General features: G+C 64.8%; 9 protein-coding genes and 2 pseudogenes. 6 read left to right on the top strand and 5 right to left on the bottom strand.

Going from position 1 to position 18,419, the window contains the following annotated elements; genetic code table 11:
- The first annotated feature begins 21 nt into the window (after positions 1-21).
- Positions 22-909, top strand: a complete 888-nt coding sequence (locus QFZ52_RS15190) for a ParA family protein (protein WP_373425726.1) — start codon at positions 22-24, stop codon at positions 907-909.
- A 75-nt stretch (positions 910-984) separates the two neighbouring features.
- Positions 985-2,277: a ParB/RepB/Spo0J family partition protein gene (locus QFZ52_RS15185; RefSeq protein ID WP_307498452.1), complete on the top strand. Its 1,293-nt coding sequence runs from the start codon at positions 985-987 to the stop codon at positions 2,275-2,277.
- 5,508 nt (positions 2,278-7,785) lie between these two features.
- On the opposite strand, the pseudogene trxA reads toward QFZ52_RS15185, so the two are convergent.
- The 5 genes and pseudogenes from trxA to QFZ52_RS15160 all read right to left on the bottom strand — a co-directional run bounded on the left by trxA (position 7,786) and on the right by QFZ52_RS15160 (position 13,423).
- Positions 7,786-8,113: pseudogene (trxA, locus tag QFZ52_RS15180) on the bottom strand (thioredoxin).
- A gap of 24 nt (positions 8,114-8,137) precedes the next feature.
- Positions 8,138-9,088, bottom strand: a complete 951-nt coding sequence (trxB, locus tag QFZ52_RS15175) for a thioredoxin-disulfide reductase (RefSeq protein ID WP_307498451.1) — start codon at positions 9,086-9,088, stop codon at positions 8,138-8,140.
- A 128-nt stretch (positions 9,089-9,216) separates the two neighbouring features.
- Positions 9,217-10,662: an ABC transporter substrate-binding protein gene (locus tag QFZ52_RS15170; protein WP_307498450.1), complete on the bottom strand. Its 1,446-nt coding sequence runs from the start codon at positions 10,660-10,662 to the stop codon at positions 9,217-9,219.
- A gap of 50 nt (positions 10,663-10,712) precedes the next feature.
- Entirely contained in the window at positions 10,713-12,833 is a 2,121-nt protein-coding gene (gene murJ / locus QFZ52_RS15165) for a murein biosynthesis integral membrane protein MurJ (protein WP_307498449.1), read from the bottom strand.
- An 83-nt stretch (positions 12,834-12,916) separates the two neighbouring features.
- Positions 12,917-13,423, bottom strand: a complete 507-nt coding sequence (locus QFZ52_RS15160; RefSeq protein WP_370960586.1) for an NUDIX hydrolase — start codon at positions 13,421-13,423, stop codon at positions 12,917-12,919.
- Positions 13,424-13,588: 165 nt separating this feature from the next.
- Between QFZ52_RS15160 and QFZ52_RS15155 the strand changes: the two are divergent.
- From QFZ52_RS15155 to QFZ52_RS15140, 4 genes and pseudogenes are all read left to right on the top strand, one after another.
- Positions 13,589-15,158 (top strand): annotated as a pseudogene (locus tag QFZ52_RS15155) (CCA tRNA nucleotidyltransferase).
- 9 nt (positions 15,159-15,167) lie between these two features.
- Entirely contained in the window at positions 15,168-15,752 is a 585-nt protein-coding gene (locus QFZ52_RS15150) for a histidine phosphatase family protein (RefSeq protein WP_307498447.1), read from the top strand.
- A gap of 840 nt (positions 15,753-16,592) precedes the next feature.
- Positions 16,593-16,730, top strand: coding sequence for a hypothetical protein (locus tag QFZ52_RS15145; RefSeq protein WP_157412729.1), 138 nt, complete (start codon positions 16,593-16,595; stop codon positions 16,728-16,730).
- A gap of 205 nt (positions 16,731-16,935) precedes the next feature.
- Complete coding sequence (locus QFZ52_RS15140; RefSeq protein ID WP_307498446.1) at positions 16,936-18,417, top strand: glycosyltransferase family 87 protein; 1,482 nt, start codon at positions 16,936-16,938, stop codon at positions 18,415-18,417.
- Positions 18,418-18,419: the final 2 nt, after the last annotated feature.

Here is an 18,419-nt window from a genome sequence, read left to right as displayed (position 1 = left end):
GCCAAGAAGGCGAGTACTGTGATCGATTCGATTGACGAGTCCAGCCCCATCGCGCGGCAGCTGGCCAGTGAGACGCGCAGGCGGGAGAAGCTCGCCGGCCGGGTGCTGCCCAAGCCGAAGGCCACTCGCATCTTCACGGTGTCCAATCAGAAGGGTGGCGTCGGCAAGACGACCACCACGGTGAACATCGCGGCCGCACTGGCCTCCGCTGGACTGAACGTCCTGGTGATCGACATCGACCCGCAGGGCAATGCATCGACCGCCTTGGGCATCGAACACCACGCCGAGGTCGATTCGATCTATGACGTGCTCATCAACGACCTTCCCCTGGCCGAAGTCGTGGCCGATTGCCCGGATATCGACCGTCTGCAGTGTGCACCGGCGACGATTCACCTGGCCGGCGCCGAGATCGAGCTCGTCTCTCTCGTGGCCCGAGAGCAGCGGCTTCGCCGGGCAATCGACGTGTACGCCAAGCACCGCGAGCAGCAGGGCCTGGAACGTCTGGACTTCATCTTCATCGATTGCCCGCCCAGTCTCGGACTCCTCACGGTCAACGCCTTCTGTGCGGCCCAGGAAGTCCTCATCCCGATCCAGTGCGAGTACTACGCTCTGGAAGGTCTGAGCCAGTTGCTCAAGAACATCGAGATGATTCAGAAGCACCTCAATGGTGACCTCCGCGTCTCGACCATTCTGCTGACGATGTACGACGGACGGACCAACCTCGCGGCCCAGGTGGCGGCGGAGGTACGGGAGCACTTCCCGCAAGAAGTGCTGTCCGCGGTCATCCCTCGGTCGGTGCGAATTTCGGAGGCGCCGAGCTATCAGCAGACCGTGCTGACGTATGATCCGAACTCCAGTGGTGCGCTTTCCTATTTGGAAGCCGCAGCAGAGATCGCCGAGCGCAGCTGATGCGTGAAGCGGAACAGTCAGAGCAAAACCCCCTGCGATTGATTTCGCGCCGTCGGAAGGAGGGAGGAATCCCACATGAGTGAAAAGCGACGTGGCCTGGGCCGCGGTCTGGGTGCCTTGATCCCCAATGCTGCTGATGCAGGCAGCGCTGCACCCGCCACCCGACCGGTGGACCTGTTCTTCCCCTCTCCTCAGCGGAACCGGGTCCAAGAGGACGCCCAGACGGCCGAGCAGAAGAACGCCCAGCAAAAGAATGCCGACGTGCAGGAGGGGCCGGCTGCTGCCGAGAAGCCCCAGAAGGCTGCTCAGCGGCCCGCGAAGGCTGCCGACGCACCCGAGGCCGGAAAGACCCCCGCGAAGGCTGTCGCGGCCGAGGAGAGCCCCGCGAAGAAGGCACCCTCCCGTGCCTCGAAGACGGCATCCGAGAGTGCGGCTGCTCCTGCGGAGAAGCCGGTCAGGTCTCGCCGTTCGAAGCCGGCGGAGGCTGCCACCTCCGAATCCACGACGTCGACGGCGGCTCCCGCCGTACCCGAGTCGACCGATACTCCGGACGGCCTGGTGCCGGTCCCCGGCGCTCAGTTCGCTGAGATCCCGGTCGGCGACATCTCCCCCAATCCTCGTCAGCCCCGCCAGGAGTTCGACGAACAGGACATGGCGGAGCTCGTGCACTCAGTGCGCGAGATCGGTGTTCTGCAGCCCATCGTGGTGCGGCGGAAGCCCGAGGGACCCGGATTTGAGCTGGTCATGGGTGAGCGTCGTTGGCGCGCCACCCAGGAAGCCGGTCTCGAGACGGTCCCCGCGATCATCCGTGAGACCACAGACGATGATCTGTTGCGCGATGCGCTGCTGGAGAACCTCCACCGCAGTCAGCTGAACCCCATTGAAGAGGCGGCGGCGTACCAGCAGCTTCTGGAGGACTTCGGTGCCACCCACGAAGAACTTGCTGACAGGATCGGTCGCTCGCGTCCTCAGGTGTCCAACACCATCCGTCTGCTGAAACTCCCTCCCCTGGTTCAGCGCCGAGTGGCCGCCGGCGTTCTTTCTGCCGGCCACGCTCGCGCGTTGCTCGGGCTTCCGGATGCGCCCGCGATGGAACGTCTGGCTCAGCGGATCGTCGCAGAAGGACTCTCCGTTCGTGCGACCGAGGAAGCTGTGGTGCTCTTCCAGGATCCCGCGGATCCGAAGAAACCCGCGGCTCCTCGGAACACGGCACGACACGAACGGTTGGACTACTTGGCAACCTCCCTCGCCGACCGTCTCGACACGAATGTGAAGATCACGCTTGGTGCTCGAAAGGGACGCGTCAGCATTGAATTTGCGAGTGTTGACGATCTGAACCGCATCATGGACGTGATTAATCCGTCCTAGTGATGGAGGCCTGAAGGCGTCATTCAGAGGGTCCGTGTTTCACGTGAAACACGGACCCTATTTGTGTGGTCATCGACCGTGCTGTGAACCTGCACGTTGGACTGTGCGGTGCATGTCCAGGAGGGCCTTCGTCTCGAACGCTGGTGAGGTCGGAGAATGGCAAGAACTCGATAGCCCTCTTCTGATCACGATCCAGGATTGCACACCTTGAGGTGCGGTCTCGGCGGCTAAGGGATCCCGGAATCATGGCGAACTGAAGCTTGAAAGTGCATCAGGGCGCCACAGTTACCCTTGACTTCTCGGTCCTGATTCTAGGACTTTTGCCTTTCGTAGGCGCCGTCAACACCTGGGAACTGCACCCTTTTCGGCATATAGGCGCCTTTCATACACAGCGCCCCACGCGAGTCTCCCCCCAATCACGGGGACCCGGCACCACGTTTCACGTGAAACAGGGCTTGGACTCTCGCGCCTAGCCCGCGATTTCGCTCTCACCCAGTCTCGATACTTTGGGTCAGAAGAATCCGCCAGTCGACCGGGCGCAAAGTCCCCTGTTCGTGTCGTGAGTCGCCTCTTGTTGCCTGGGCCAATGCTCTGATGGGATGAGATATGGACCTGGCCGGCCCGGAGCTTATCGTCTGCGAGCCCGTGAGATCGCATAGGTCGGGCACGTCGCGCATACAGATGTGGCCGATGATGCATGAACTGACGACTTCCACCAATTGCGGATCCAATGCTCTGGCGGACAGGGCGTCTGCGCGGGCAGATGTTTCACGTGAAACGCGATTCACTCCAGAGCGCGCATCGGTGGGAAGGCCGTGACGAAGTGCGTTGGGCTTGGGCCTATATATCACGGAGAATGTCGCACCACCGGGACTTCGTTCGCCGGGTAGAAGCCACTCCCCTTCCGGTAGGCACCATCCATTGGCTCGGCTCTCCGGAAGGCGCATTGCGATCGCCTCGAGCTGTCTGGCCCCCTGCGCATCTGGCCCACCGCACCTATCGTCTCTGGCGGACGAACTGGGTTCGAATAGCGAAAGAAGTTGTTTATGAGGGGTTCAATCAAGAGTGACGCTTACCGCCTCGCTGCTGAGTGTGTAGTCCCGCATGACCTCTACACCCGGCAGGCGGCCTCTTCCTCGCCGCCACCCTGGGCGTGAGGCCGCTGGACCTTGCAGTTCCAGGTAGCTCTCCGCGCGCAGAGGGACGTTTTCCGAGCGACATCAGGCCATCATGCTGCTGCATCCAACCCTGCTTGTTGTACGCAAACTCTGGCGTCCCTGTGACGGCGAGACCCCTGGGCCGGGTGCATCCCCAAGAGGTCCAGCAGCTCGGCTAAGGGACTTTGATTCGCAGGTGCATCCCAGTACTGGAGGGAGGGCCCTAGTCTGGAGCGAGTAAAAGCCGGTGTCACGCCCTCTCCCCGGTTTGCGGACCTCCGATAGCGGCGTGCGCCGACCTGGTGACTGTTCCGGTCGTCAGGCGCTCATGGCCTGAGGTTTGACGCGATCGGCCTCCCTCCTGTCAGATGGGGCGTGTAAAGGGCGCTGAGAGCACCGTGACGGCCCTCGCGTCAGGCGAGAGTCCAGTCGGTGTTCTGGCACTCTCCCCAGTCCTGCCGACGGTCCCTCAAAGCCTGAGGTTGGAGCGCAAGCTACTCATGCCATTGCACCCTGGAGTGTCGCAACCCCGCATTCGACTGTGGCGGCTGTTCGTGTTTCACGTGAAACGTTCCTTGAACTTGTGGTTCGTTGCAGTGAATCCGGAGCTGCCCTGGAGATGGGATGGCCCCTTCCCGACGGTCGGGTAGGTGTGCGGAGTACTGATGTCTCCGGTTCAGGTGGACAAGCTCAGATCGTAGATGGTGCGGCGTTGGGTGGCATCCGATCGACGCTTGCGGCCCATTCCTGAGGGAATCATCCCAGTGCCCGAGTGGACGTTGGGTAGGTGGTGGCCAGCTCATGTCCCGGGGCATGTCGGGTGAACTCGTGGGACCTGCGTTCCCATTCGATCGGTCACTCTGGCTCTGACTGAGGCTGCCGTATTCGGAGGCCGGCAGGCCATCCGGGCGCAACGCGTGTGCGCCGACCTTGTGGAAAGCCTCTGTGGATAACTTTGTGGATAGGGATCCCGCAGTCTGGAGCGAGAGGGTCTGCTGAGTCGAACAGCTTGGCATGGCTGTGGACAGCATCGCTGTTCAGATGCGGTCCACGGCCGTCGCGGTCGTAGGGCAAAGTGGCGTGAGTCAGGTGGTAGCCCTGACAGGTCCCGGTGGCTGAGCAGGGGTCCGATGTGATCGCCGAATGGATCAAATGATGAAGTAGACCATTCAGAATCCGCGGATTTCCGGGCTTTCGAGTTCGTGGGTGGGTCTGTTCATGTTGATCGGCGCCAGGGTCTCGTGGCCGGTCCGGCAGCTGCATCGTCGCCGCATCGACATCACGAGCTCTTTGACCGGGCGATGTTTCACGTGAAACCGGCGTCGCATCTTTGTCCACAGGCTGTTGTGGACAAGGACTCGAGAGGCCTCGAGGATCACTGGAGCCTTGGCTCAGGCGGTGTGGATAGAGCTGTGGATAAGTGGTGTGGAGAACGCTGGCCCTTAGAGAGCTGAAGGTACGGTCAGGGCTCGCTGAGAACCTCGACGTTGTCGTGCGCCTGCCGAGGTTCTCGGCAGCAGGGAGGGAGTCGAACTGTCGGGTGCATGATGGGCCCGACTGGATGCGTGCTCCCGGTGTCCCCCGGTCTTCGATGCCTTAATCATTCTTAGCCGAACTCCCTTCCAACAGTTGGGAATGTGGCGATCTCTGTGGCGATCACGTGGCTGCCGGCTGCGTTGACGTTCTGCACGAACGTGTACCCGTTGAGAGGGTCCACCCGCCTCCTGGGGACTCGTCTATCGGTCGCGCGCGCCTAAGGGAACTGCGGCTTGGGCCTGTTCACATTCGGGAGCGAGCACAGCGGACAGTCCGACGTCGTGGCCACAGGGCCCATCAGGTAGGGTCCGCGGATCGGCAATGTGCCATCTCTTCCGAGTCGCCAGGGGAAGCTCTTTGGGATTCGTGGCTGTCTTCCCATTGGGTCTGTAGAAGATCCGCTAAGGGCGGCACCCCGGGTTTCCAGAGGGGGGCTCTGGTGCTGTGGCGTCGGGTCGGATTTCCTGACGTCTCCGGCGGGGCTGCATAGTCCCCAGGCGTGAGACGAGAGGCTGTAATCCGCTCTTGAGCGCTAGCCGCTGTCCATGCACGTCGTCGAAGCATCCAGACGGTGCCTGACCGTCAGGCGGGGCGGTGGGCCGACCTGAAGTGTGTGGTGGCCCCCAGAGGCTGTGTGTCTTCCGGCGGACGGACGAGGGACCGTATGGCAGGTAGTGTTTCTCGACAGTTGACCGAAACCGCAGTAGCAAGTGCGCGGGATCCAAATTTTCCGCCCCAGTCTCCGCCTGCGGCGGGTATGGGGGCGTGTTTCACGTGAAACAACGGGGTGGGTATCCGCGGCGGCGCGCGGGACCGGTGGTTAGGTTCTCCCTCCGATGCCGGATTCGCAACAGAGTGTCTAATCGGTCGACTCCCGGGGCGGGCTCGTGGGCGTCCGGGATATGAAGTGGCTGATCGGCCCATATGAGGCCTTTAGAGTCGGTATGAACGCTGATGGTTGCCACGTACGCTCGGTCGGGTGTGAACAGTCTGAGGGTGCCCTACGCTGGCCGGCCCTCAATGAGTCTCACGAGAAGTACGCCTTCGATGCCTGAAGTCCGGGAAACAAGGTTGCCTGAACCCGGAACCCTGAACCCATGACCTGAACCCATGACCCAGGACCCAGTGGCCGGTTGTCACTCGTCGGTCGTCGGTGACCGGTGACCGGTGATCGGTGAGTTGCGAGCTGAAGGTTGTGGGTATGGGTGAATGCCATGCCAAGCCGCGGAAAAGGCCTGGCGCTACGTCGATCCCCTGTGACACTGAGGCCTCGACGAGGTCTACCGGGCTGTTGGTGGGCGGTCTTAGTCCCTATCAGGCCAAACTGATTACAAGGGTGAGTCTGGCGAGAGCGCGTGTTCCACTAGGTCTGACCTCCTCCCCGCACTGGTGAGGAGGTCGTACGTGGTGATTGAGGGGTGTGTATATTCCACTTCAGGCCGGTGGGAGCCATCCGCCTTATGACGGGAATTGCACTGCGGTTGCGCGCCTCCACGCTCCACCTGGGCACCTGGGTGTCTAGGCGCCAGGGCGTCGTAGGGACCGCGGGAGCGTGTGAGCGTGTGAGCGTATGAGCCGACCTCCTCCCTCTGCGGAGCCAACTCCCACTCCCAGCCTCTCAAAGGGCTGTGGCGGTCTCGTGCCCCCAGGAGGCGCGCTGGAGCGTCGTGAGGGGATTCGAGTGGCTTGCACCGCGTCCAGAGCCTCCCGCCTCTCCTCGCATGCCCTGGGCCCCGTAGACAGTCGAAAGCCGGGATCTCCCGTTGTCCGTGCAGGAGACCCGCGCCGTTCGGCACGAGGTGCACCGAGCATCAGGCGGACTGGACCGGTCACGATCGAGGCCTCGAGGAGGGTGGGGACTGCTGTGCTGAGCAACTCATGTTCGGTCGACTGTCCGTCGTGGTGCTGCATGCTTTCGAACCATGCCATTTCAGGGAGCCGGGTGAGACCTTCCCGGGCGTCCTCCAGGGCGAGTCATCTCAGGGTGTGCCCTTCGCGGTATTGGTCGCTCGTGGCCGTGTCGTAGTGAGTCTGTCGTCTGAGGACGCCTTGAGGCTTACGACGAAGACCTGCAGAGAAGAGCTTGGGCGGTTGATATCGCGCTGTCTGCTCGTTTCGACTCAACCCGCGGAGGAGGCTGTGCGCATCACGTCTTCTCATCCTGATGGTCTCGCGCTGTGCCGAAGTCTTCACATCTTTCTGCCTGCCGGGATGTCCTGAGGGGGCTCCAGGCGAACCGGACTTCAGAGGTGTCTCCCCTGCCGCGGACCCGCTCTGACGGCGCGACGGCTGCACGAGTGCGTGTGGAGTAGTCGTGATCGGTCTGCCGTGTTTCACGCCGGACCTAATAGATGATCCCCGGAGTCGGCCGGGTGGCCTGCTCTTTCTGCTGCCGGCGCCGTCGTACATTCAGGTCCGCCTCTTTTAATGCAGCCGCGTGGCTCTTCATCGAGATCTTCATGAATTCACAGAACTCACTGATTACACTTACAGACCTGACTTCTTGAATCGTGCGACGTCAATCTGCAAGGAGTTGGAGAACCTGCCGCGTCTCGTAAGCCGGTCGAGTGATCGCGCGTCGTCGGAGAGTTCGCCCCTCTCCCTCCCCTCCTCTCCTGCATCAGGTCTCGCTCTCGCATGGCGAGGCCACGCCGTAGCCCGGTGAACTGCCGTGGATCTTGTGGACCGAAAGCTGAAGAGCTCGTCCCACCAGTCTGGCCGCCACAGGGCGTTTCACGTGAAACACAAAAAACGAAGGGCCCGATGCCTGCGCATCGGGCCCTTCGTGAGCGGCTTATCACCGCGAGGAGACGGTTCAGCCGAGAACGTCGGCGAATTCCTTCTCGAAGTACTGCTTCGGGTATGCACCGGTCACGGTGTTCTTCACCTCGCCGCCCTGGAACAGGTAGACGGCGGGGATGGAGGTGATTCCGTACTTGGGAAGCGACGGCGGGGTTGTCGTCGACGTTCACCTTCACCACCTCGACCTTGTCAGCGTTCTCTTCCGCGATCTGGTCCAGGATCGGGCTCAGCCGGCGGCAGGGGCCACACCATTCCGCCCAGAAATCAACGATCACGGGCTTTTCAGCCTGGAGAACGTCGTTCTCAAAGCTTGCGTCGGTAACGTCCTTGGCGTTGCTCATGGTTTCCTTCTTTCTTCGGAATTCTCAGTGGTTCTGGAGGTAGTGTTCGACGTCGATGGCAGCAACGCAACCGGAGGCGGCTGCGGTGATCGCCTGACGGTACTTCGGATCGATCACGTCACCCGCAGCGAAGACGCCCGGGAGGCTGGTCTTCGAGGTGCGACCGTCCACGGCGATGGTTCCTTCGGCCGTCAGATCGAGGATGCCCTTGAAGAGGTCGGTGCGCGGGTCGTTGCCGATGGCGACGAAGAGGCCGGTGACCGGAAGTTCCTCCTCGACGTCGGTCACGAGATTGCGGAGACGGATGCCGGTGACCTTGTCCTCACCGATGACATCCACGACTTCGCTGTCCCACACGAAATCGATCTTCTCGTGGGTCAGAGCGCGGTCGGCCATGATCTTGGAAGCGCGGAGCTCCTTGCGACGGTGGACCACCGTGACCTTGGAGGCGAACTTGGTCAGGAACAGGGCCTCTTCCATCGCGGAGTCGCCACCACCGATCACGGCGATGTTCTGATCCTTGAAGAAGAAACCGTCACAGGTTGCACACCAGCTGACACCGTGGCCCGAGAGACGCTTCTCGTTCTCCAGGCCGAGCTCACGATAAGCGGACCCGGTGGACACGATGACCGTGCGGGCACGGTGCGTCTCCCCATTGCCGAGGGTCACGGACTTCACGTCGCCGTCGAGGTCCACGGAGACGACATCCTCGTACTCGACCTGAGCACCGAAGCGGCTGGCCTGCTGTTCCAGGTTGTCCATCAGATCGGGTCCCTGGATGCCCTCCGGGAAGCCCGGGAAGTTCTCCACCTCGGTGGTGTTCATCAGCTCGCCACCGGCGGTCACCGAGCCGGCGAACACGATCGGGTTGAGCTTGGCACGCGCCGTGTAGATGGCAGCGGTGTACCCAGCCGGACCGGATCCGATGATGATGACGTCGTGGACCTCAGGGGCCGTGGTTTCTTGCGTGCTCACGTGGGTGGAATCCTCTTCCTCGCTCAAGCCAAACGAATGCGGCAGAGGGCACAACGGAACGGAGCGCTGAACTATTCCGTCAAAGAAGTGGCCCCAGGCCTCTTCACAGAGTACCTGGGGCCAGTCGACTACTGAATTTTGATTTCCGCCAGCCTCAGGCCGTACGGGAACTGTGTCCGTGGCGCCGCGAGTCGTGGCAGCGCGGTGATGTCCATGATCACGTACTGGGTGGTGATGTCTCCGCCTACCGCCATGGTCAGGTTCGGACCGGTGAAGGTGTTGCTGGCGACCTGCTTGGCCCCGTCAAGACTGGGCTTGTCATTGGTGTACATCGTCACCGAACCGCCGGATCCGCCGAGCTGCGTCAGGGTGATCGACTTGACCTGCGCGGGCTGCTTGAGCTTCACCACGAGGGGGATGCTCTTGACCAGGCCACCCCAGTTCTCCGAGCCGAACTCCATGTTCGACCAGTACGTCGCATTGTTACCGTCGATCGCCTTCGGCAGGTCCTTGTCGAAGCCTGCGGCGAAGTCGAAATCACCGAGTCGTGTCAGTGAGTCGATCGCCGGCGGAGCGGCGACGGGAGCCGTGCTCGGAGGCGGCTGCGAGCCGGGATTCGTCGCGGTCGGCGCCGTCGACGTCGTGGTCTTGTCCGCGGACGGGGCGCCCGCATTGAAGAGGTTGCCGAGGTTGGTCACCGCGAACACCAGGGCGGCGATCAGCACGACGACGAGCACGCCGCCGACGATCCAGCGCGTGCTGCGGTTCTCCGGTGCAGGCGCCGCTTCGTCGTCGTCCGGCTCGGTCTCGAAGCCGAGCATCTGATCCCGCGCCGCGGCAGGGAAGTGACCTGCTTCGCGGCGGTCGCGCTCTGCGGCGGCCGCAGGCTGCTGAAGGAAGGCGGCCGTCTCAGGCGCCGGGGCGGCTTCGGCGTGGCTGCGGTCCTCATCGTTCCAGACCGTCACCTTGGGCTGCTCAGGCGCCTTCGGCTGTTCAGGGGCGGAGGGCTCCTGGGCACGCGTCACGGGTTCGGTGGCGGGCGGCGCAGCGGCCGCAGGGCGCTCCGGCTCGGCCGGGACCTGTGCACCGGGGGCGGTGTGCGCAGCCTCGTGCTCGGGGGACCAACCCTGTTCCGAGTCGTAGTGGATGACGTCACCGGAGTTCTCGTCGTAGCGCCCACCGTAGGTCTCAGGTTCCCGGGAACGCTCCTCGCCGAAGATCTCGCTGCCGAGAGTCTCGGTGAAGAAGGGCTCCACGTACGGAGCATCGGTGGCGACCAGCAGATCCAGCAGATCCGGGGCGCTCGAATGGCTGGTGATCAGGTACGTCAGACCATCGTTGACCCCAAGGTCCAGCACCTGCATGGCCCCGGGGCGTTCCCCCGTGGCGACTTCACGGGCGCTCTGGGAGAGCTGATCCGCGTTCTGCTCACTGGCCACCAGGATGCTGACCGGACGGTTCAGGACCTGGTCCACACCGTCCAGCACCTGATCGCGGTCATGGGAGAGCAACACCGAGCCTGTGACCTTGTAGCGGCCACCCAGGACGGATCCTGCCTCGATCTGCTGGGACATCACAACCTCCTCAGGCCCCGGGAAGACACGGGGTGTTTCGAGTTTCGATCCTATCGGAGGTCAGATGGGAAGTGGGGATTCTCCCCAGAGCGGCCCTGGTATGTGTGACGTCCGAGCTGAGGCTGCTGTGCAGGAGGGGCCCAGAGCCAGTCGCGGAACACCGTCAGCAGGCTCCTGCGGCCTTCCGGGCGCACCGCCGTGACCTCGTCGCCATAGTGAGGCGTGGACGGATGGCCGCTGCCCGCACGCTGCGTCAGACCCTCCCCCACGTCCTCGGCGCTGGGCGCCGCACGGAAGCCCTCCGAGTCGAACCCGCCCGAGATCCTGGGCAGGAGGCCCGTGTCCATCGACACGGCCGGGAGGGCGCCCGTGGAGAGATCCTCGCGGGTCCCGCGGTGTGCCTGCCCGGCCTGCGCGGAGGAGGCCGACGACGGCGCGGCGGCCGCCGTCGTCGTCGGGCTCTCGGCAGGGGTGGGGCGGATGAAGCGCGCCAGCAGCGGGCGGAGCAGGTCACGGAGCTCTTCGACGTGGAAGACCCGCAGGAGCACGACATAGACGCCCAGCATGACCGGAGCGGCCACACAGATGGAGAGCAGGGCCGCGGCCTGGTTGTGCCACAGGAAGCCGTCGGCGCGGTAGGCGCCGAACAGCCACAGCACCACCCCGCCGGCGATGGCGGAGCCGATGCCCGCGTAGCCCATGCGGATGTAGGAGTTGATGATGCGGGGACCGTCCAGATGGCCCAGGACACGGCGCAGGAAGAACGCGCTGATCAGGACGGAGAGGATGTTGCCCACGGAGTAGAGACCGGCGATGGCGTAGATGATCATCTCGGCCGGCAGGAACTGGATGACGAAGGCGCCGACCAGGTTCAGCACGGCGAGTGCGAGCTGGACGTAGAACGGGGTCCGGGCGTCCTCGCGGGAGTAGAACACCCTGGTCATCATGAAGTTGATGCTCAGGCAGGGGCTCGTCAGCGCCAGGATGGAGAGCGTGATCGCCAGCAGGGCGCCGTCCTGCGGCTTGCCGGCCGAGAAGAACATGCCGATCGGAGCCGCCAGCACCAGGAGGGCGATGGCGCTGAACACGATCGCCACGGCACTGGTGCGCAGGCCGTTGGAGAGGGCCGCGCGGAGACCGCGCACATCGTTGTCCAGGGAGGCTTTCGCCATGCGGTTGAACAGCACCGTGGCGAGGGACACCGAGATGATCGAGTGCGGCAGGAAGTAGAGCTGGCTGGCGATCTCGAGCACCGCGTTACCGGCGATGGGCGGCGAGCCCGCCGGGGCGTTGGCCCGCACGGCGCCGGGGATCGTGGCGATTTTCATGACGTACAGGAACGCGAGCTGGCTGACGACCGTGGTCAGCAGCGCCCACGAACCCACCTTGGCCGCTGCGCCGAGGCCGACGCCGCGCCAGCCGAAGCGCGGCTTCAGGCCCAGCTTGAGGCGCCGGAGCGGGATGAACAGCAGAGCGGTCTGCACCAGGACGCCGAGCGTGGAGAAACCTGCCACCAGGATGGTCTGGCCGGTGCCCCAGTTGTCCAGCGTGTGCGGGTTGGCGGCACTGGCGCCGAAGATCGCCACGAAGAGGCCGAGACCGGCGATCGCCACGATGTTGTTGACGATCGGGGCCCACATGGCCGGCGCGAAGGACCCATGGGCGTTGAGGACCTGGGTGAGCATCGCGTAGAGCCCGTAGAAGAAGATCTGGGGCAGACAGTAGACCGCGAACGTGACGGCCAGGCTCATCTGCGCCGGGCCGTAGCCCGAGGTGGTCACCTGAATCAGCAAGGGCGCACACAGCGTGACCAGCGCCGTCAGGGTGAACATGACGATCACGGCCAACGTCATGAGGCGGCTGATGTAATCCGCCCCGCTGTCCGGTGCGCGGCTCGCTTTGAGGATCTGGGGCACCAGCACGGCGTTGAAGACACCGCCCGCCACCAGCACGAACACCATGTTCGGCAGGTTGTTGGCGTTGATGAAGGTGTCCGTGACCGAGGAGCCCAGGCCGAGCGCCACGATCAGCAGCCACGACTTCACGAAACCGAGGATCCTGGAGATCAGGGTGCCCGCCGCCATCAGGGCGCTGGCGCGTGAATCGCTGGCGCGGGAGGCTGCGGAGGTCGGGGAGTTCAGGGCCGCATCGGCCTTCTTCGCGTGAGACATCCCCAGTATCGTCTCACTCCTGGCTGCTCCTCCGCCTGAGGCACGGGCCGGGACGCCCTGTCGGGCGGCCTGTCGGTCGGCTGTCAGGAGGGCAGGTGGCCCGGCAGGAGTTCCCGTGCGAGGTCGGCGATCCGCCGCTCATTGGGGAAGGAGAGACGGCGGGCCAGATCGGCCAGAGGGACCCACGCGACGTCGACCGCCTCGTGGTCCGGATCGTTCTCGATGGTGAGCTCGCCGCCGGTGGCTTCCAGAAGGTAGTGGTGCACGGTCTTGTGGACGCGGTGGCTGGTCACGGTGAACCAGTAGTCGATGCTGCCGAGAGGGGTGAGGATGCTCCCCTCGATCCCGGTCTCCTCCGCGATCTCCCGGACCGCGGCGGCTTCATTGCTCTCGGCGCCTTCGGGATGGCCCTTCGGCAGGCACCATTCCAGCCGGCCTCCGCGGTTGATGCGGGCGATGATGGCCACCGGCAGCTGGGGCGACGTGGTGTCCACCACGACGCCGCCGGCCGAGACCTCCTCCACGGTGGGCAGAGGAGTGGTGAAGTTCTGGTTTGCTGGCGCAATGTGGGCACCGATCGCCGAGGGCAGGGGCGCGCTGTTCCTCCTGTTCGGAGCGCTCGGTACTGGATTGGCCATGCCCATAACTCTATCGACCTTTCGGTGGCCTGAGGACCGGTCCTCGTCCTGGCGCGGGCTGGCGGGGCCGGTGCGGCATTGGGGACGGTGACGGAAACGTGACAAGCTTGGATCACTATGGTGAGTGAATTTCAGGGTGGCGCGGCCGACTCGATCGGTTTCCACCTGGACCCCGTGATTCTGGAACTGGGCCAGCTCTTTGCGGATGCAGGACATGACCTTTCCCTGGTCGGCGGACCGGTACGCGATCTGTTCCTGGGCCGGGACGCCCTGGACCTCGACTTCACCACCGATGCCACCCCGGACCGCACCCTGGCGATCATCAAGCCGTGGGCGGACACGCACTGGGAGATCGGCAAGGCCTTCGGCACCATCGGCCTGCGCAAGGCCGGCTTCCAGATCGAGATCACCACGTACCGGGCCGAGTCGTACGACCCCGGAGTCGCGCAAGCCCGTAGTGGCCTTTGGGACCTCTCTGGAGGACGATCTCTTCCGCCGCGATTTCACCATCAACGCCATGGCGCTGCGGCTGCCCGGCCGCCAGCTCGTCGATCCTTTCGGCGGGCTGAGGGATCTGCGCGCCGGCATCCTCGCCACCCCGGGCACGGCCGAGGCGTCCTTCTCCGACGACCCGCTGCGCATGATGCGGGCCGCGCGTTTCGCCTCGCAGCTGGACGTGGGCGTCAGCGCCGACGTCCGCGCCGCCATGACGGACATGGCCGACCGCATTTCCATCATCTCCGCCGAACGGGTCCGGGACGAGCTGGTGAAGCTCATCAACGGCGCCCGGCCGCGGGTGGGCATCGATCTCCTGGTGGAGACCGGCCTGGCGGACCGCGTGCTGCCCGAGGTGTCTGCGCTCCGCCTCGAAGCCGACGAGCACCACCGCCACAAGGACGTCTACCAGCACTCGCTGCAGGTCCTGGAGCAGGCGGCGGACCTCGAAACGGACGACGACGGCGCGGTGCCGGGACCGGACTTCGTGCTGCGGTTCGCGGCGCTCATGCATGACATCGGCAAGCCGGCCACGCGCCGCTTCGAAGATGGCGGTGCCGTGAGCTTCCGTCACCACGACGTGGTGGGCGCGAAGCTCGTGTCCAAGCGCATGAAGGCGCTCCGTTTCGACAACGACACCATCAAGGCCGTGGCCCGCCTGGTGGAGCTGCACATGCGTTTCTACGGCTACGGCGACGCCGGCTGGACCGATTCCGCGGTCCGCCGGTACATCACCGATGCCGGTCCGCACCTGGAACGGCTGCACCGCCTGACCCGCTCGGATGTGACCACCCGGAACCGCAGGAAGGCCGAGCGCCTGGCGTTCGCCTACGACGATCTCGAACAGCGCATCGCCGAGCTGCGGGAGCGCGAAGTGCTCGACGCGGTCCGCCCGGATCTGGACGGCCAGCAGATCATGCAGCTCCTGGATCTCCGCCCCGGTCCCGTGGTGGGCCGCGCCTACAAGCACCTCCTCGAGCTGAGGATGGAGCACGGTCCTCTCGATCCCGAGCGGGCCGAGGAGGAGCTGCGTTCCTGGTGGGCGCAGCAGCCGGAATCCCAGGCGTCCCCGGAGGGCGCCGTCGCGGACCAGGCGGCCGCAGAGAAGCCAGCCGCAGAGAAACCGGCCAAGGGCTCCCCAGCCGTTGAAAACCCAGCGCAGCAGGCCGCCGTCGACGGCCGGAAAGACTGAAGGACAGCCATGAACGCCACCCCGAACACGGATCTCCCCCAGCTGTGGCTCCTGCGCCACGGAGAGACCGAATGGTCCAAGAGCGGCCAGTACACCGGCCTGACCGATCTGCCGCTCACCGAGGAGGGCGAGCGGCAGGCGCTCCGCGCCGGAGGGGTTCTCAAGGATGTGGAGTTCCGTGAGGTGCTGACCTCTCCCCTGCAGCGGGCCCGGCGCACCGCCGAGCTGGCAGGTTTCCCGGAGGCCCAGCCGGAGCCGAACGCGGTGGAGTGGAATTACGGGGACTACGAGGGCGTCAACTCCGCGGACGTGCGCGCGAAGAACCCCGGCTACCTGATCTGGACCGACGGTGTGCCGAACGGCGAGACGATCGACGAGGTGGCGGAACGGGCTGACCGGATCGTCGAGCGTGTCCGTTCCGGTGGCGCCGGCGACGTGCTCGTGGTCGCCCACGGCCACTTCTGCCGCATCCTGGCGGCCCGCTGGCTGGAACTCGATCCCGTCGAGGGCCGGCACTTCCTGCTGGGCACCGCGCGCGTGTGCACGCTCGGCTGGGATAAGAAGACGCCCGCCGTCGTGTCCTGGGGTCTGTAGACCTCCCACCACTGAACACTTCACGGACCAGCTCGCCGCCCGCTCGGGCGCGGCCTCCGACGACGCCCCTGGAACCTCTGCCGGGGGCGTTCTCCGTTCCCCGTCATCAGGCTCCCGGGTCACCGGGAATTCCCCTCCGGGAGGGATCGGATTACGGTCCGTCAGGTATCCGGGAAAAGAATTTGAGAAAATTTTCAGGAAAGTGCGGTTCCGGGCTGGCGAAGCCTGAAAACTTCCTGTACGTTGTTTATTGTTCCCTTCACAGCGAGGGAGCGAAACCCGGTCAGTGCCCTCTGGCATCGCTTCGTGCGACCACTGCGTGCCGGACCGGGATGGTAACTATCGGCGTCAAGAGAAAAGGAGGTTGCGACATGAATATCACCAAGATCACCGCACTGTACACGGATGTGCACATGGTTGGCGGAGTGGCAGCCTCCCGTACTTGGCTCCGGCGCGCAGCGTAGTTCTGCGTCCGGTTCCCGCCAGGTTGCGGGAACCGCTCCTCACGGCAGCGTAGTCCTGCCACTCCGCCTGCGGGCATTCTCACACTGATGCACCCCGGTTCTTGATGAATTCCGGCATACGCATCAGCGCACCCTGAATTCTTTTGTGGATTTCTTTTGTGGAATTCCCATGCCCTCGGCACTGAATTCTTTCCCGGCATTTCACTGTTGATTCACCGCGCCCGAAAACAGAGGAAATCATGATCATCGTCGCTTTTGATGACCCCATTCCCGCCTCGCCGAGACACATGAAGCGTGTCAGCAAGGCATCGTCCAGGTCCCGGAGCCCCGAGCTCCGCGACAAGAACCCGCACCACACGAAGGGGGGTGTGCCCTCATGAGGAAGTTTCCCAAAGAATCCCTGGTCTTCCAGCAGCAGAACCGGTTCAGCAACCAGGAGATCAGCAGCCGGACCCTGGAGCAGACCCGTGATGACGTGTTCGTCCAGATCCACCTGATGAACACGCTGCGCTAGCCGTACTGACAGACGGCTCGACGTGGCGACCACAGACCGCGGCGCCTTCAGACGCACAGGCGCCGCAGCACCGGCGGAAGCCCCGGGTGAAGCAGACACCCGGGGCTTCCGTGTGTCCCGGGCCGGGACGGGGTCGCCCTGGCACTGTCAAGTTCGGCCCCGTCACGCCCGGTGCTGGACGCATCCTGGCCGGTAGGCTCGTGACATGGCAGGACATGGCGCTCCCAGGACCCGGATGCGGCTCGTGGTGCCCTCCCGGACGGACTCGCTGCTGAGCCGTTTCACGGAGCTCGTGGGCGGACCACTCGGCCGCCGGACCGCGCCGGGAGTGGTCTCCCCCGGTTTCTTCACCGTGGACCGGGTCCTGGTGCTGCTCACCGTGGTCGCCGCGCTCCTCGCACTCGCCATCAAATCGTCCTGCCGTGTCCAGGGCTGGGCCGGGGCCGGAGCGTACTACGCCACGTGCCACTCGGACTTCCCCACCCTTCTCGGCGGGCCGGCCTTCGCGGGCGGGTCCCTCCCGGTCTTCACGCCGGATGTCCGCTTCGAGTATCCGGTGCTGCTCGGCGTCGTCGCGGCGGTGACGGCGCTGGCCGTCCCGGCGAGCGGAGACGGCGCGCAGCGTGCGCTCGGCTACTTCGACCTCAACTCCCTTCTGGTGGTGGGACTCTGGATCGGCACGGTGCTGGTCATCGCCCGCCTGGCCCGCCGGAGGAAGTGGGACGCCGCGATGGTGGCCCTGGCCCCGGGCATGATCACGTCAGGCTTCATCAACTGGGACCTGTGGGCCGTTTTCGCGCTCTCGCTCGCCCTGCTCTGCTTCGCGCGCGACCGTCCCGTGTGGGCCGGGGTCTGGATCGGCGTGGGCGCGTCCTTCAAGCTCTATCCGCTGCTTCTGCTGCTGGCGGTGCTGATCCTCGCGATCCGGAGCGGGACGATGCGCACGTTCGGCCGGACGGTCCTGGGATCCTGCGCGGCGCTGCTCGCGGTCAATCTGCCGTTCGCGCTGCTCAACCCCGGCGCCTTTCGGTACTTCTTCGATTTCGCCTTCTCCCGCGGGGCGGGATTCTCCTCGCTCTGGGAATCCTGGAACCTCGTGGCCGCCCGGCTGGGGCAGCCGGGCCTGAGTCCCGCCCAGGTGAACGTGGCGGCGGTGGTGTCGTTCGCCGTCGTCGCGCTGCTGATCACGCTCCTGGCGCTGTCGGTCCCGCAGCGTCCGCGACTGGCGCAGGTCCTCTTCCTGCTGGTGGCCGCGTTTGTCCTGTGCAACAAGGTCTACTCGCCGCAGTTCGTGGTCTGGCTGATCCCACTGGCTGTGCTCGCGCGCCCTGTGTGGCGCGACTTCCTGATCTGGCAGGCGGCCGAGGTGGTGCACTGGGCCGCCATCTGGATGTACCTCGGCGCCGGCGCCAGTGGAAGCGGCCCGCAGCACAACATCGACGTCCCGTACTATGTCTGTGCCGTGCTCCTGCACATGGCCGCCACCTTCTATCTGATGGTCCGGGTCGTGTGGGACATGGTGAATCCGGACGACGACGTCGTGCGCGCCGGCGGGGTGGACGACCCTCAGGGCGGCGTCTTCGACCTCCGTCCGGACCGGCTGAGGCTCGAGCCTCGCCGTCTCGGCGCGTCGCTCCGCAGGACCCCGCGCACACCCGCAGCACCGCAGCACACTCCGCACCCGTGAGG

The organism is Arthrobacter woluwensis, from assembly GCF_030816155.1.
In the GTDB taxonomy this organism is placed as follows: Bacteria; Actinomycetota; Actinomycetes; order Actinomycetales; family Micrococcaceae; genus Arthrobacter_E; species Arthrobacter_E woluwensis_A.
Note: the sequence above shows the minus strand (reverse complement) of the source record. Positions and strands in the feature narration are given on the sequence as shown.

Bases quoted from the DNA above. Each gene is read 5' to 3' on its own strand.
- QFZ52_RS15185 (WP_307498452.1), top strand. From the start codon at position 985: ATGAGTGAAAAGCGACGTGGCCTGGGCCGCGGTCTGGGTGCCTTGATC.
- QFZ52_RS15170 (WP_307498450.1), bottom strand. From the start codon at position 10,662: ATGTCCCAGCAGATCGAGGCAGGATCCGTCCTGGGTGGCCGCTACAAG.
- murJ (WP_307498449.1), bottom strand. From the start codon at position 12,833: ATGTCTCACGCGAAGAAGGCCGATGCGGCCCTGAACTCCCCGACCTCC.
- QFZ52_RS15150 (WP_307498447.1), top strand. From the start codon at position 15,168: ATGAACGCCACCCCGAACACGGATCTCCCCCAGCTGTGGCTCCTGCGC.
- QFZ52_RS15145 (WP_157412729.1), top strand. From the start codon at position 16,593: ATGAGGAAGTTTCCCAAAGAATCCCTGGTCTTCCAGCAGCAGAACCGG.
- QFZ52_RS15140 (WP_307498446.1), top strand. From the start codon at position 16,936: ATGGCAGGACATGGCGCTCCCAGGACCCGGATGCGGCTCGTGGTGCCC.